The 14,625-nt window shown below is 74.5% G+C and carries 15 protein-coding genes; 11 read left to right on the forward strand and 4 right to left on the reverse strand.

Annotated features, from left to right (window positions below):
- Positions 1-67 precede the first annotated feature (67 nt).
- The gene (locus O7599_RS35390; protein ID WP_281619695.1) at positions 68-748 is read right to left on the reverse strand and encodes a response regulator; all 681 of its coding nucleotides are present in this window, start codon (positions 746-748) and stop codon (positions 68-70) included.
- A gap of 181 nt (positions 749-929) precedes the next feature.
- Between O7599_RS35390 and O7599_RS35395 the strand changes: the two genes are divergently transcribed.
- Genes O7599_RS35395 through O7599_RS35405 form a run of 3 tightly spaced genes read left to right on the forward strand, consistent with a single transcriptional unit; the run spans position 930 to position 4,031 of the window.
- Positions 930-1,925 carry a tripartite tricarboxylate transporter substrate binding protein gene (locus O7599_RS35395; protein WP_281623649.1) on the forward strand — a complete coding sequence of 332 codons (996 nt, stop codon included), beginning with the start codon at positions 930-932 and terminating at the stop codon, positions 1,923-1,925.
- Between the two features lie 29 nt (positions 1,926-1,954).
- A complete protein-coding gene (locus tag O7599_RS35400; RefSeq protein ID WP_348652641.1) occupies positions 1,955-2,503 on the forward strand; it encodes a tripartite tricarboxylate transporter TctB family protein in 549 nt (182 codons plus the stop codon).
- 1 nt (position 2,504) lies between these two features.
- Positions 2,505-4,031 carry a tripartite tricarboxylate transporter permease gene (locus O7599_RS35405; protein ID WP_281619697.1) on the forward strand — a complete coding sequence of 509 codons (1,527 nt, stop codon included), beginning with the start codon at positions 2,505-2,507 and terminating at the stop codon, positions 4,029-4,031.
- On the opposite strand, the gene O7599_RS35410 is transcribed toward O7599_RS35405, so the two are convergent.
- Positions 3,985-4,230, reverse strand: a complete 246-nt coding sequence (locus O7599_RS35410) for a DUF6332 family protein (protein ID WP_281619698.1) — start codon at positions 4,228-4,230, stop codon at positions 3,985-3,987. The two genes, O7599_RS35405 and O7599_RS35410, sit on opposite strands and share 47 nt — an antisense overlap.
- A gap of 88 nt (positions 4,231-4,318) precedes the next feature.
- Between O7599_RS35410 and O7599_RS35415 the strand changes: the two genes are divergently transcribed.
- Positions 4,319-4,714 carry a MarR family transcriptional regulator gene (locus O7599_RS35415; protein WP_281619699.1) on the forward strand — a complete coding sequence of 132 codons (396 nt, stop codon included), beginning with the start codon at positions 4,319-4,321 and terminating at the stop codon, positions 4,712-4,714.
- Positions 4,715-4,735: 21 nt separating this feature from the next.
- On the opposite strand, the gene O7599_RS35420 is transcribed toward O7599_RS35415, so the two are convergent.
- Positions 4,736-5,986 carry an MFS transporter gene (locus tag O7599_RS35420; protein WP_281623650.1) on the reverse strand — a complete coding sequence of 417 codons (1,251 nt, stop codon included), beginning with the start codon at positions 5,984-5,986 and terminating at the stop codon, positions 4,736-4,738.
- 74 nt (positions 5,987-6,060) lie between these two features.
- Here O7599_RS35420 and O7599_RS35425 point away from each other — a divergent pair, with 74 nt between their 5' ends.
- The 4 genes from O7599_RS35425 (at position 6,061) to O7599_RS35440 (ending at position 10,190) form a co-directional block, all read left to right on the forward strand.
- Positions 6,061-7,287 (forward strand): ROK family protein, encoded by a 1,227-nt coding sequence (locus tag O7599_RS35425; RefSeq protein ID WP_281619700.1) that lies wholly within the window; start codon positions 6,061-6,063, stop codon positions 7,285-7,287.
- Positions 7,288-7,391: 104 nt separating this feature from the next.
- Positions 7,392-7,934 carry a dihydrofolate reductase family protein gene (locus O7599_RS35430; protein ID WP_281619701.1) on the forward strand — a complete coding sequence of 181 codons (543 nt, stop codon included), beginning with the start codon at positions 7,392-7,394 and terminating at the stop codon, positions 7,932-7,934.
- A 345-nt stretch (positions 7,935-8,279) separates the two neighbouring features.
- Positions 8,280-9,614 carry a transcriptional regulator gene (locus O7599_RS35435; RefSeq protein WP_281619702.1) on the forward strand — a complete coding sequence of 445 codons (1,335 nt, stop codon included), beginning with the start codon at positions 8,280-8,282 and terminating at the stop codon, positions 9,612-9,614.
- Between the two features lie 42 nt (positions 9,615-9,656).
- Positions 9,657-10,190: an NUDIX domain-containing protein gene (locus tag O7599_RS35440; protein WP_281619703.1), complete on the forward strand. Its 534-nt coding sequence runs from the start codon at positions 9,657-9,659 to the stop codon at positions 10,188-10,190.
- 72 nt (positions 10,191-10,262) lie between these two features.
- Here the strand turns inward: O7599_RS35440 and O7599_RS35445 are convergent, their stop codons facing one another.
- The gene (locus tag O7599_RS35445) at positions 10,263-10,520 is read right to left on the reverse strand and encodes a hypothetical protein (RefSeq protein ID WP_281619704.1); all 258 of its coding nucleotides are present in this window, start codon (positions 10,518-10,520) and stop codon (positions 10,263-10,265) included.
- 344 nt (positions 10,521-10,864) lie between these two features.
- Between O7599_RS35445 and O7599_RS35450 the strand changes: the two genes are divergently transcribed.
- The 3 genes from O7599_RS35450 to O7599_RS35460 are packed head-to-tail and all read left to right on the forward strand — an operon-like array spanning position 10,865 to position 14,549.
- Entirely contained in the window at positions 10,865-11,176 is a 312-nt protein-coding gene (locus O7599_RS35450; protein WP_281619705.1) for an SHOCT domain-containing protein, read from the forward strand.
- Positions 11,173-11,982: an ABC transporter ATP-binding protein gene (locus O7599_RS35455; protein ID WP_281619706.1), complete on the forward strand. Its 810-nt coding sequence runs from the start codon at positions 11,173-11,175 to the stop codon at positions 11,980-11,982. Before O7599_RS35450 ends, O7599_RS35455 begins: the two co-directional genes overlap by 4 nt.
- Positions 11,979-14,549 (forward strand): FtsX-like permease family protein, encoded by a 2,571-nt coding sequence (locus O7599_RS35460; RefSeq protein ID WP_281619707.1) that lies wholly within the window; start codon positions 11,979-11,981, stop codon positions 14,547-14,549. The genes O7599_RS35455 and O7599_RS35460 overlap by 4 nt, the downstream gene beginning before the upstream one ends.
- Positions 14,550-14,625 lie beyond the last annotated feature (76 nt).

Genomic DNA, 14,625 nt, shown 5'->3' on the forward strand with positions numbered 1-14,625 from the left:
CGCGTCCGCGAGGGTACGGGCCGCGCGCGGGTGCTCCCGCGCCGGCGCGCGGCCGTCCGCGTACGCCTCAGGCGGACCAGCGGTAGCGGTGCTCGGGCCGTCCCGTGCCGCCGTACTTCAGCGACAGCTCGGCGCGGCCGGAGTCGGCGAAAAACTCCAGATAGCGCCGGGCGGCGACCCGGGAGATCGCCGCCGCCTCCGCGCACTCGCTGGCCGACAGCCCGTCGGGGTGCGCGCGCAGCACCCGCTCCACCAGCTCGGCGGTGCGCGCGTTGAGCCCCTTGGGCAGCGCCCCCGAGACGGTGGGGCGGGCGCTGAACAGCCGGTCGACGTGGGCCTGCTGGACGCCGTCGGCCTCGTCGAGCGCGTCGAGCCGGGCCCGGGTGGCGGCGAAGTGGCGCAACTGCTCCTGCAGCGCGGCCTGGCTGAACGGCTTGATGACGTAGTGCAGCGCGCCGCCGTGCAGCGCGCCGCGGATGGTTTCGGCGTCCCGCGACGCGGTGATCACGAGTACGTCGGTGTCCGCGTGTTCCCCCGCGCGCAGCCGCCGCAGCACCCCGATGCCGTCCATGTCCGGCAGGTAGACGTCGAGCAGCACCAAGTCGGGGCGCAGCCGCGCCACGGCGCGCAGCGCCTCGGCGCCGCTGTGCGCGACGCCTGCCACCTCGAAGCCGTCGGTCGCCGCGACGTAGCGGCTGTGCAGCCTGGCCACCATGAAGTCGTCGTCGACCACCAGTACCCGGATCACGGCGGTCAGGCTAGCGCCCCGGAGCGGCCCGCGCCGGGACCAGAACGACCAGAAGTTTCCTTGCGTTCACAAGCGCGACACGCGGCGGTCGCGGCGGGAGCATGTGGCGACATCCGGACCCCAGTGATCATCCACGGCTCCGCGGAGCCGGCTCCTCGACGAAGAGGCGGTGACCCGAACCGTGCGTCTGCCGGCCACTCTACGCACCCCGTTCGCGCTCGCGGCGGCGGCGCTCCTGGTGCTCCTCGGCCCGCCCCTCCTCACGGAGGGGGACGGCGCGGCGGACGGCAGCAGGATCCCCGGCCTGGAGCTGATGGTGCCCAACACCCCGGGGGGCGGCTACGACATCACCGCCCGGACCGTCGCCAGGAACATCGAGGACGCCGATCTCGGCAGCAACGTCGAGGTCTTCAACCTCCCCGGGGCCGGCGGCACCGTGGGCCTGTCCCGGCTGGTCAACGAGCACGGCAACGGCAAGCTCGCGATGTCCATGGGGCTCGGGGTCAGCGGCGCGGTCCGTACCAACACGACCGGCCACACGCTCGCCGACACCACCCCCCTCGCGCGGGTCACCGAGGAGCCCGACATCGTCGTGGTCCCCGCCGACTCCCCGTACCGGACGTTCGAGGACCTGCTGGCCGACTGGAAGGCCGCCCCGGGCAAGACCCCGGTCGGCGGCGGCTCGTCTCCCGGCGGTCCGGACCATCTGGCGCCGATGCTGATGGCCCGGGCCGCCGGGATCGTGCCGAAGGAGGTCAACTACGTGCCGTACGACGGCGGCGGCGAACTGCTCGCGTCGATCCTCGGCGGCAAGGTCGCCTTCGGCGTCTCCGGCGTCGGCGAGTACCTCGACCAGATCGAGGCGGGCGACCTGCGGGTGCTCGCCGTCACCGGTGGCCGGCGGCACCCGGGCATCGACGCGCCGACGCTGCGCGAGACGGGCATCGACGTGGCGTTCACCAACTGGCGCGGCTTCGTCGCCCCGCCGGGGCTGTCCGACACCGAACGCAAGAACCTCATCCACCTCTTCGAGAAGCTGCACGACACCGCCGAGTGGCGGCAGTCGCTGAAGAAGAACGGCTGGACCGACGCCTTCCTCACCGGCGAGAAGTTCGGCGACTACCTCGACGCGCAGGACCGGCGCGTGGTCTCGGTGCTGAAGGAGCTGGGCCTGTGACGAACGAGCCGACCACGGACGGCACCCGGATGCCCGGAGGGCCGCCGGACGACAGGGACGCCCCGGACGGGGCCGCCGGCGGGCCACTCGCCGCGTTGCGCGGCAGGTCCGAACTCGGCGTCTGCGTCCTGCTGCTGGCCCTCGGCGTGGTGGTCCTGACCGACGCCCTGACCATGGACACCGACTACGCCCAGCGCGGCCCCGTCGGACCCGAGGCCGTCCCCACCGTCGTCGGGACCGCCCTCCTCGTCGTCGCCGCCCTCCTCGCCGTGGACGTGCTGCGCGGCGGCAAGGGTGAGGCCGAGGGCGGCGAGGACGTCGACCTCGACGCGCCCTCCGAGTGGCGCACCGTGCTGCTGCTCGCCGGGGTCTTCCTCGCCACCGCCTTCCTCATCGGCGAGGTCGGCTTCCCCGTCGCCGGAGCCCTGCTGTTCTGGGGCGCGGCCTACGCGCTGGGCAGCCGCGCGTTCGGCACCGACCCGCTCGTGGCGGCCGTGCTGTCGGTGACCACGTACCTCGTCTTCAACAACCTGCTGGGTGTCCCGCTGCCCGGCGGGCCCCTCATGGAGGTGCTGTGAGATGGACTCCCTCACCTCCCTCGTCGACGGCTTCGGCACCGCGCTGACGCCCGCCCACCTCCTCTGGGCCGCCGTCGGCGTCCTCCTCGGCACCGCCATCGGCGTGCTGCCCGGTATCGGCCCCGCGATGGCCGTCGCGCTGCTGCTCCCCGTGACGTACGGGCTGGAGCCCACCGCGGCGCTCATCATGTTCGCCGGCATCTACTACGGCGGCATGTTCGGCGGCTCCACCACCTCGATCCTGCTCAACACACCGGGCGAGAGCGCCGCGGTGGTCGCCGCCATCGAGGGCAACCCGATGGCCAAGGCGGGCCGCGGCCCGCAGGCCCTGGCCGCCGCGGCCATCGGGCACTTCGCCGGCGGCATGATCGGCACCGTCCTGCTGGTCGCGCTGGCGCCGGTGATCGCCGACCTGGCCGTCGACATCGGCGCGCCGGACTACTTCGCCCTCATGGTCCTCGCGTTCATCGCGGTGACCTCCGTGCTGGGCCGCTCCCGCATCCGCGGCTTCGCCTCCCTGCTGGTCGGGCTGACGATCGGCCTGGTCGGCCTCGACCAGATGACCGGCCAGGAGCGGCTGACGTTCGGCTCCCTGCAACTCGCCGACGGCATCGACGTCATCATCGTCGCGGTCGGCCTCTTCGCGGTCGGCGAGGCGCTGTGGGTGGCCGCCCGGCTGCGCTCGGGCACCCAGGGCCCCATCCCCGTCGGCCGGCCGTGGCTGGCGCGGGCCGATGTGCGGCGCACCTGGAAGCCGTGGCTGCGGGGACCGGCGATCGGCTTCCCGTTCGGGGCGATCCCGGCGGGCGGCGCGGAGATCCCCACGTTCCTGTCGTACGTGACGGAGAAGCGGCTGTCGAAGCACCCGGACGAGTTCGGCAAGGGCGCCATCGAAGGCGTCGCCGGGCCGGAGTCGGCGGCGTCCGCGTCCGCGGCCGGCACGCTGGTGTCGATGCTCACGCTCGGCCTGCCGACGACCGCGACGGCCGCCGTGATGCTGGCCGCGTTCCAGCAGTACGGCATCCAGCCGGGCCCGCTGCTCTTCGACCGCGAACCGGACCTGGTGTGGGGTCTGATCGCGTCGCTGTTCGTCGGGATGTTCCTGCTGCTGCTCATCAACCTGCCGCTGGCGCCGGTGTGGGCGAAGCTGCTGCGCATCCCCCGGCCGTACCTGTACGCGGGCATCCTGTTCTTCGCGGCGGTCGGCGCGTACGCCGTCAGCGGCGAGGCGGTCGACCTGGTCATCCTGCTGGTGATCGGCCTGATCGGGCTCGGCATGCGGCGCTACGGGCTGCCGGTGCTGCCCGCGATCGTCGGCGTCATCCTCGGCCCGGCGGCCGAGCAGCAGATGCGCCGGGCGCTGCAACTCAGCGACGGCGCCCTGAGCGGCCTGGTGAACACCCCGTTCGCCGTCACCGTCTACGCCGTCATCGCGCTGATCCTGCTCTGGCCCCTGGCCAGGCTGCTGGTCAGGCGGCAGGTCACCAGCGACGGAGAACGAGCCCGACGCGGATCACGAACGCCGTAGCCCCCGCCGCCTTCGCGGCCGTGAGAACCCCCACCCTTGCGTCGCCGCGCACCGCGTCGAAGAACAGCGCGGGCGCGGCGACGGCGAGGAACACCGCCCCCGCCAGAAGCGCCCCCGTGACCGCCGCGTACACGATCTCGACGGTCACGGCGTCCCGTTGGCTCTGCGTCCGCGGCCCTGTCATATCCAGCCCCCTCATGCAACGAAGGATATCCGCGCGACCCCGTGTTCAATCCGTTGCACACCGGCCGTCACATCCCGCTCACGGGCTGGTACGGTGCCATGCCATGGCAACGGGGAGCGCCGAGGGCGCGGTCGTTTCTCAGTGGCGGGAGATCCGCGCGGTGCACGCGCGGGCTGTGGGCGAGTTGGACCGCGAGCTGCATCGATACGGCATCGGGGCCAGTGACTTCGAGGTGCTGGACGTGCTGCTCGGCATGGCGGACGCCGGCGACAGGGCGAGCCTGCGGGTCCAGGAGCTGGCGGACCGGGTGCACCTCAGCCAGAGCGCGCTGTCCCGCCTCGTCGGCAGGCTGGAGAAGCACGGGCTGGTGACCCGCGGCATGTGCCCCGAGGACCGCAGGGGCGTGCAGGTGTGCGTCACCGACGCGGGCCGCACGCTGCACGCCGAGGCGCTGCCGGTGCAGCGGGCGGTCCTCGCCCGCACCGTCGGCGTCAGGTGACCCGCCGGCCCCGCCGCCCCCTCACCTCCGGCGCGCGCCCGCCGCTTGCTGCCCTGCCTGCATGGCGTACGCGATGACCGACGCCGCCCCGGCGAGCAGCGCGACCGTGCTCAGCGCGGCGCGCAGCGAGAACCAGTCGGCCAGGAAGCCGATCGCCGGCGGGCCGAGGAGCATGCCGCCGTAGCCGAGGGTGGACGCGACGGCGACGCCGTGGGGTCCGGCGAGTTCGCCGGCGCGGCCGATGGCGATGGGGAATATGTTGGCCAGGCCGAGGCCGGTGAGGGCGAACCCCACCAGCGCGCCCCAGACGGACGGGGAGAAGGAGCCGAGCAGCATGCCGGCGCAGGCGGTCGCGCCGCCGGCGACCAGGGCCCGGTTCTGGCCCAGCCGCAGCAGCAGCGCGGTGCCGGAGAGCCGGCCGGCGGTCATGGCGAGGGCGAAGACGGAGTAGCCGGCGGCGGCCAGGCCGGGGCCGGCGTCCAGGGACTCCTTGAGGTGCAGCGCGCTCCAGTCGGCCATGGCCCCTTCGCCGTAGGCGGTGCACAGGGCGACGAGCCCGAGCACGGCGACGAGGAGCCGGGTGCGCCCGGCGGTCGGCTCCGCCGCGGCCGGCCCGCCCCCCGGCTCTCCGCCGGGCACGCCGGGTGCGTCGGCGTCGGTGTCGGACCCTGCCGGGGCCGGGGCGGGCGGCGGCTTCGCGGCCGGGAGGGCGAGGAGCGCGGGTCCGGCGAAGGCGGTGACGGCCAGCCCGAGCAGCGCGAGGAGCAGCAGGTGCCGGGTGGGGGAGAGGTGGCCGGCGACGAGCGCGCCGAGCCCGGCGCCCAGCATCCCGCCCAGGCTGAACGCCGCGTGGAAGCTGGGCATCACGGGCCGCCGCAGGGCGGCCACCAGGTCGACCGCCGCGCTGTTCATGGCGACGTTGATGGAGCCGAACGCGGCGCCGAAGACCAGCAGGACCAGCCCGAGCGCGAGAGCCGAGCGGGTCAGCGGCGGCAGCATCACGCCGACCGAGAGCAGGACGGCCGTGCCCACGGTGACCGCGTGGGCGCCGTAGCGGCGGATGAGCCCGCCGGTGAGCACCATGGTCGCCACCCCGCCCGCGGACACGCCGAGCAGCGCCAGGCCCAGGGCGCTGGGCGAGGCGCCGGTCTGGTCCTTGATGTCGGGGATGCGGACCACCCAGCCGGCGAAGACGAAGCCGTCGAGGGCGAAGAAGACGGTCAGGACGGTACGGAGACGGGCGAGCCGTGCTCCGGCCGGGCCGCGGGGCACGGGGGTGCCGCGCAGTGACCGGGGGAGCGCCGCCCGTATTTTGTTTAGCGTCGGCACAAAGACAGAATAGGAGGGTGACGCCGACTCGTACAAGGCCCGCGCGACCCGAGAGGGGCCGCGGCGCGCTGGGGCCCGCGCTGGAGCTCGTCCACACCGGGCGGGCGCCCACCCGCGCCGTGCTCACCGCCGAGCTGGGCGTGACCCGGGCCACCGCGGGCGCCGTCGCCGCGGAACTGGAGGCGCTCGGCCTCATCACCGTCGACTCCCGGCCCGCCGCCGCCGGACACCAGGGCCGGCCCTCGCACGGCCTGTCCGTGAACGCCCAGGGTCCCGTCGTGCTCGCCGCGCAGGTGCACGCGGATGGCTTCCGGGCCGCGCTCGTCGGCCTCGGCGGGCGCATCGTCGCCACCGCACCCGGCTGCGGTACGGTCCCGGAAGATCCCGCGCACGTACTCGCGGCCGTCGTCGAGGAGGGCGCGAAGCTGCTGCGCGCCACCGGGCGGCCGTGCGTGGGCGCGGGTCTGGCGGTGCCGTCCGCGGTCGCCGAGCCGGACGGCGAGGCCCTCAACCCGCTCCACCTCGCCTGGCCCGCGGGCGCTCCCGTACGCAGGATCTTCCACGAGTGCCTGAGGGACTCGGGCATCGAGTTCGCCGCCGCCCCGCGGGCGTTCACCGGCAACGACGTCAACCTCGCCGCCCTGGCCGAGCACCGCCACGGCGCCGGCCGCGGCTCCGCGCACCTGCTGTGCGTCGCCACCGGCCACCGCGGCGTCGGCGGGGCGCTCGTCCTCGACGGGCGGCTGCACACCGGCAGCGCGGGACTCGCTCTGGAGGTCGGCCACCTGACCGTCAACCCCGACGAGGGCCTGCCGTGCCACTGCGGCAGCCGCGGCTGCCTCGACGTCGAGACCGACCCCCTCGCGCTGCTCACGGCCGCGGGCCGGGCGGCAGGACCCGAGGTCTCGCTGCTCCAGCAGGCCCGCGAGCTGGTACGCGACGAGTACGCGGACCCGGCCGTAGCCGCCGCCGTCGCGCTGGTCGTGGACCGCCTCGGCCTCGGCCTCGCGGGCCTGGTCAACATCCTCAACCCCGACCGCATCATCCTCGGCGGCCTGCACCAGGTCCTGCTGGCCGCCGCGCCCGAGCGGCTGCGCGCGGTGGTGGCGGACCGCAGCCTGTGGGGGCGCAGCGGCGGAGTGCCGGTGCTGGAGTGCACGCTCGACCACAACAGCCTGGTCGGGGCGGCCGAACTCGCCTGGCAGCCGGTGCTCGACGACCCCCTCGGAGTCCTGGCGGGATGACGGCGCGGCCGGACCGCCGCGACGCGCACCGATGACTTCCGGGCCCGCCGCCGGTCTCACCGTCAGACTCGACGGTCTGTACCCACGGAAGGAAAGGCGGCCCCATGGCGAAGCTGCTGTACTCGGCCACCATGTCGCTCGACGGCTTCATCGCGGGACCGGGCGGCGACATGTCCTGGCTCGCCGACCACCTCGGGGCCAACCCCACGGTCGACGGGCTGATCCCGCAGGTCGGCTCGATCCTCTCGGGCGCCCGCAGCTTCCGCGGCGACGACCCGCACCGCGGCACGGAGCACGAGGGCGAGGCGTTCGGCGGCGGCTGGGAGGGGCAGCAGTTCGTGCTCACCCACCACCCGCCGGCGGAGCCCGTCCCCGGCGTCACCTTCGCCGGCGACCTCGACACCGCCGTCACCGCGGCGAAGGCCGCTGCCGGCGACGGCTACGTGAACGTCATCGGCGCCGACGTCGCCCGCCAGTGCATCGAGGCGGGTCTGCTGGACGAGGTGCTGGTGTTCACCGCGCCGGTGTTCCTCGGCGACGGCGTCCGGCTCTTCGACCGCCCCGGCGGCGCCCGGGTCCGGCTGGAGCAGGTACAGGTGTCCGCCCTGCCGCACTGCACCGGGATCTGGCTGCGCGTCGTCGGCTGAGCGACCCGGAGCGCCCGGGGAGCCCGGAGCGCCCGGCCGGTCGAACGGCCCCCGAACCGGTCACGGACGTCCGCGGGCCGGACCGCCGTCCGGTCCGCGGCGCCCGCGCCGGTGGGGGTTGCCGTCCGCCCGGCCGGCCGGGTGCCGGGTCCGGCGCGACCGGGCGGAGCGGCTACGGAACCGCCGCCAGGCTGCGGGGAAGCGAGCGGACCCGATGCCGCACAGTCAACTCGCCACCCGTGCCCACCGGGAGGGCGCACACGCCACGACTGCGGGCGCGCACTTCACACCCCGTGTGAAAGGCCCTCGGTTACGCTGGCGAACACCCTGCTCGCAGGAGGGCACATGGAGCCCAACACCCTGCTCGACGCGGCACTCGACGAAGCCGGGATCTCCCACGCCGGGCTCGCCGCGCACGTCAACCGGGCCGGCGCCGCCCGCGGCCTGCGGCTGCGCTACGAGCACACCGCCGTCGCCCGCTGGCTCAAGGGCCAGCGACCACGCGGCCAGGTGCCCGACCTGATCTGCGAGGTGCTCGCCGAACGGCTCGACCGCCCCGTCACGTTGGACGACATCGGCTTCGGCGCCGCGGGCGGCCCCTCGGCCGCCGCGCCGCTGGCCCGCTTCGTCGAGCGCGCCACCGCCCTGTGGCGCTCCGACGAGCAGCAGCACCCGCACGTCGTCGGCGCCCGCGCGCTCACCGGCACCCCCGCCGTCATCCCGGTGTGGGAGTGGGAGAACCCGCCCGAGGACGGGGACGTCTCCCGCACGGGCCCGGTGCACGTCAGCGAGGCCGACGTCACCACCCTCCAGGCCGCCCGCGCCCACTACGAGCAGATGTACCGCAAGGCCGGCGGCATGGCGACCCGCGCCCGCGTCGTGCGCTTCCTCAACTCCGAGGCGGCGCCGCTGCTGCGCGGGTCGTACGGCGACGACCTCGGCCGCCGGCTGCACCGGGCCACCGGCGGCCTCGTCGCGGTCGCCGGCATCTGCGCGTACGACTCGGACGCACTCGGCCTCTCGCAGCGCTACTTCCACCAGGCGCTGCGGCTGGCCAAGGCCAGCGGGGACCGCGGCTTCGGCGCGTACGTCATCGCCATGCTCGTCAACCAGTCGCTGTTCCTCAGGGAGTACCGCCAGGCGGTGGCGTTCGCGGAGGCCGCGCTGCGGGCCGCGGACCAGGACGTCAGCCCCGCCCTGGCGGCCGATCTGTACGCGATGCAGGCCAAGGCGTACGCCTTCCTCGGCGACCGCTCGGGCACGCTCGCCTGCATCCGTCGCGCCGAGTCCGCCGCCGGGCGGATCAGCGCACGCCAGGAGCCGGCCGAGACGGACTACGTCCAGCCGGGTCTGGTCAACGTGCAGGTCGCCGAGGCGCTCTTACGCATCGGGGACCTGCGCGCCGCCCGCGAACAGGCGGCGACCGCCGTGCACCGGCCCGCGCACGACCGGGGGCGGGTGCACCGGCTGGCGATTCTGAGCCACGTCGAGCTGCGTCAGGGGGACGCCGAGGAGGCGGCGCAGTCGGCGCTGGAAATGGCAAGGGCGGCCAGAGGGATGGAGTCGCAGCGGCTGCGGGACAGGTTGCGCGCGGTCCGTCGCCATCTGACCGAGACCGGCGGAGGAGGGACCGCCGAGGCGGCAGAGCTGATCGACGCAGCGTTGCGCGTTCCGCTCTGAGGGGGGCCGTCACCGCCACTGGACGGCGACAAGGGGGATTACGTGCGATGGAGGAATCTCAGGGAGCACACCGTGTACGAAAACCGATGGTTCCGCGTCAACCTGGCCGACGTGGAACTCCCGGACGGGCGCCACCTTGATCACTATCTGATCCGCCTGCGACCCGTCGCCGTGGCGACCGCGGTCAACGAGGCGAACGAGGTGCTGCTGCTGTGGCGGCACCGTTTCATCACCGACGTCTACGGATGGGAGCTGGCCGCCGGGGTGGTGGAGGACGGGGAGGACCCCGAGGCCGCCGCCGCCCGCGAGATGGAGGAGGAGACCGGCTGGCGGCCCGGCCCGCTCACGCACCTGATGACCGTCGAGCCGTCCAACGGCCTGACGGACGCGCGCCACCTCATCTACTACGCCACGGAGGCGGTGCAGATCGGCGATCCCGAGGACGACTTCGAGTCCGACAGACGCGAGTGGGTGCCCCTGAAGGGGGTGCCCGACATGGTGGGCCGCGGGGAGGTGCCCGCGGCGAACATGGCCGCGGCGCTGCTGATGCTCCATCATCTCCGCCTCGGCCCCTGACCGGCCCACGCCCGGCCGCCGGCCCCGCCACGGCGGGACCGGCTGCCGGCGATCGAGGGCCGCGCGCGCCGCTCAGCGGCCCACGGCCTGCCATAACGCCAGCACCATTGCCGCAGCGCCGGTCAGCGCGGCGATCGACGGCAGTGGCCAGCGCGAGTGCTCCAGCGAGGTGACGCGTGCCGTCAACTCGTCGATATCGCGTTCCATCTGCTGACTGCGCTGTGACAGCAGTGCGAGCCGCCCGTCGATGCGGGCCAGGCCCACGTCGAGCGAGCGCCGGATCTCGGCGAGCTCGGACACGACCGCACTCGTGTCGGGTTCGGTGGCCACGGTCTGCTCTCCTTCGTCCCGTCCGTGCCCCCGCGTCCACCATCCATGGAAGCCCCACCAGGGGGGCGCACGGCAGCGTGTGGAGGGTGCATGTGCACGTGCAACGGATGCGCCCCGTGTGAATACGTCACGCACGGTGACGAAAGCCGGCGTACTGACCGGCGCGGGCCGGCGCGGGAGGGCGCGGGAGGCCCGCGAAAGGCGGGCGGGAAGCAGCCGGAGGCCGCCCGGATACTCCACCGGGAGCAGGCCGGGTGCCGCTGGCCGTACGACGACCCGGACCCCCTCCGGGCGGGAGTCTCGATGGTGTTGGCAACACGGAAACCATCGAGGAGTTGAGACCGATGAACACCCTGGCGCACTGGAACGACGGCGGACCCGGTCCCTGGATCCTGCTCTTCCCGCTCATGTGGGCGCTCGTCATCGGCGGCCTGTTCTTCGGCGTCGGCCGCGTCGTCCGGCGCGGCCGCGGCGCCCCCTGGCAGCGGTTCCGCGGCGGCCCCGGCGGTCCGGGCTACGGCGAGCAGTCGCCGATCGCCGTCCTCGGCCGCCGCTTCGCGGCCGGCGAGATCGACGAGGACGAGTACTGGCGCCGGCTGTCCGTCCTGAACGAGGAGTTCGGCCGCCACGCCGAGGGCAAGGGCGGTGCGGCATGACACCCGCCACCGCCCCCGTCCTCACCGGCGCCGCCGCCCGCGTCGTCGACGCGGTCAAGGTCTACGGCACCGGCGACACCGAGGTCCGGGCGCTCGACGGCGTCGGCGTCGCCTTCCCCGCCGGGCGGTTCACGGCCATCATGGGCCCCTCGGGGTCCGGGAAGTCCACGCTGATGCACTGCGCCGCCGGCCTCGACACGCTCACCGCAGGCGCCGCCTTCATCGGCGACACCGAGCTGGGCGCGCTCGACGACAAGCGGCTGACGATACTGCGCCGCGACCGGATCGGCTTCGTCTTCCAGGCGTTCAACCTGCTGCCCACGCTGACCGTCGCGGAGAACATCACCCTGCCGATGGACCTCGCGGGGCGCCGAGGCGACCCCGCGTGGATCGACTCCCTGATCGACGTGGTCGGCCTGCGGGACCGGCTGCACCACCGGCCGGCCGAGCTGTCCGGCGGGCAGCAGCAGCGCGTCGCCGTGGCCCGCGCCTTCGCCGGCCGCCCCGACGTGGTCTTCGCCGACGAGCCCACCGGCAACCTCGACTCGCGCTCCGGCGCCGAGGTCCTGGGCCTCCTCGCCGGCACCGTACGCGAGCTGGGGCGCACCGTCGTCATGGTCACCCACGACCCGGTCGCGGCGGCCTACGCCGACGAGGTGGTCTTCCTCGCCGACGGCCGCCTGGTCGACCGCATGGCCTCGCCCACCGCGGACCGCGTGCTGGACCGCATGCAGCGCTTCGTGGGCGAGGGCCCCCGCACCGCCCGTTCCCTGGACACCACCGCGGAGAGGAAGAGTCCGTCATGAGCGGTACCCGCGCGTCGCTGCGGCTGAGCATGGCCGGACTGCGCACGCACAAGCGCCGGTTCGCCGGCACGTTCTTCGCCGTGCTCCTCGGCGTCGCGTTCCTCGGGGGCACCCTCGTCATGGGGGACACCCTCAGGTCCGGCTTCGACGCCATGTTCGGCCGCGCCACCGGCGGTACGGACGCGGTGGTGCGCGGCGACGACATGATCACCACGCCCGGCGAGTCGTTCGGCACCCGCAGGACCGTCCCCACCGGGCTGGCGGACGAGATCGCGCGGATGCCGGGCGTCGCCGCCGCCGAGCCCCGGATCGAGGGACCCGGGCAACTCCTCGACAAGGACGGCGAGCCGGTGGGCGGCGGGGGCCCTCCGACCCTGGCCGGCAACTGGATCGCCGACGAGGACCTCAACTCGTACCAGATCGACGAGGGCCGCACGCCCGAGCGCTCCGGTGAGGCGGTGATCAACCGCGGCGCCGCGAAGGACGCCGGTCTGGGGATCGGCGACACCACCACCGTGCGCACCCCCGACCCGCTGAAGGTGACGATCGTCGGCATCTCCACCTTCGGCGGCGAGGACGCCATGGGCCAGACCAGCTTCACGGCGCTGACCCGGGCCGACGCGGAGAAGTACCTGACCGCCGAGCCCGGCCGGGCCACCAGCATCCAGGTGCGCGCGGGGCCGGGGCAGAGCCAGGCCGAGCTGGTCGAGTCCCTGTCTCCCGCGCTGCCCGACGGCATCGAGGCCGTCACCGGGCAGGAGGTCACCGAGGAGAACCAGGACCAGATCGCCGGCCAGTTCCTCAGCGGCTTCACCGCCGGCCTGCTCGGCTTCGCGGGCGTGGCCATGCTGGTCGCGACGTTCAGCATCTACAACACCTTCGCGATCGTCGTCGCCCAGCGCACCCGCGACAACGCCCTGCTGCGTGCGCTCGGCGCCACCCGGCGCCAGGTCGTGGCCCAGACCATGGCCGAGGCCCTGGTCGTCGCCGTGCTCGCCTCGCTGGTGGGCCTCGCCGGCGGCGTGGGGATCGCGGCCGGACTGCAGGCGCTGTTCCCGGCGGTCGGCTTCCCGTTCCCCGACGGCGCGCTGGTGATCAGCGGGCTGTCGCTCGCAGTGCCGTTCGCCACCGGCGTGGTGGTGTGCCTGGCCTCCGCGCTGGCGCCCGCCGTCCGCGCCGGCCGCACGTCGCCGCTGGCGGCGCTGCGCGAGACGACCGTGGACGACTCGGGGTCCTCGCGGGTACGCGCCCTGGTCGGCGGCGTGTTCATCGCCGCGGGCGCCGCGCTGACGGTGTACGGGGCCGTGCCCCGCGGAGACTCCGCAGAACCGTCGGTGACGCTGACGGTCGCCGGCGCGGTGGTGACGCTCGCCGCGTTCGTGGTGCTGGGCCCGGTGGCGTCCTCGTACGCGGTACGGATCCTCGGCGCCCCGCTGCGCCGCATGAACGGCCGCCTGGCCCGCCGCAACGCGCTGCGCAGCCCCAAGCGCACCGCGGCCACCGCGACCGCGCTGATGATCGGCGTCGCCGTGGTGTCCCTGTTCACGGTCTTCGGCGCCTCGCTGAAGGCCACGATGGACCAGACCGTCTCGCGCGCCTTCGCCGGCGACGTGGCGGTGCGGGTGCCGGCCTTCGGCCCGGAGAGCGGCGCGCTCAGCCCCAAGGTAGCCCCCGCGGTCGGGAAGCTGCCGGAGGTCGAGCACGCGCTCGGCCTCGGCACCGGGGTGGCGCGGGTGGACGGTGGGGGGCGGGCGCTGACCGTCACGGACCCGGAGCGGATGGGCGGCGTGCTGGACCTCGGCGCGGTCGAGGGCAGCCTGACGGACCTGGGCACGAACGGCGTCGCGGTGTCGAAGAGCGAGGCGGACGACCATGGCTGGAAGGTCGGCAGCACCGCGCGCTTCACCTTCACCGACGGCGAGAAGCAGCCTTTCACCGTTCGGGCCGTCTACGACCAGGCGGACCTGGCCGGGGACTACGTCGTCACCCGCGAGGCGTGGCAGCCGCACCGGACGCAGGACTCCGACTCGCTGGTCGCGGTCGCGTTCCGGGACGGCGTGACCGAGGCGGACGGCAAGGCGGCCGTGGAATCCGTCGCGGAGCGGTACGGCAACCCGGAGGTGCAGACGCGGGACGAGTTCGCCGAGTCCTCGGCGGCGGGCGTCGACATGATGCTGACGCTGGTCTACGCGCTGCTGGCGCTCGCCGTCCTCATCGCCCTGCTGGGCATCGCCAACACCCTGACGCTGGCCGTGCACGAGCGCACCCGCGAACTGGGCCTGCTGCGCGCGGTCGGCCAGACCCGGGCGCAGCTTCGCGCCATGGTCCGCTGGGAGTCGGTGCTCGTCGCTGCCTTCGGCACGGCGGGCGGGCTGACGCTCGGCGCGTTCCTCGGCTGGGCCATGACGAGGGCCACGGACTCCTCCGGCGACGGGGTGTTCACGGTGCCGCCGCTGCAGTTGGCGATCGTCGCGCTGGTCGGCCTCGCGGCGGGCGCACTCGCGGCCTGGCGCCCGTCCCGGCGGGCGGCGCGGCTGGACGTCCTGGGCGCGGTCGCGACGGAATGACCTGCGGCCCGCACCGCCGCGGGTGGCCGTCCGGCTCCTCACGGGGAGCCGGCCGGTCACCGCGCCGTGTTCGCGG

This window comes from Streptomyces sp. WMMC500, from assembly GCF_027497195.1.
GTDB lineage: Bacteria > Actinomycetota > Actinomycetes > Streptomycetales > Streptomycetaceae > Streptomyces.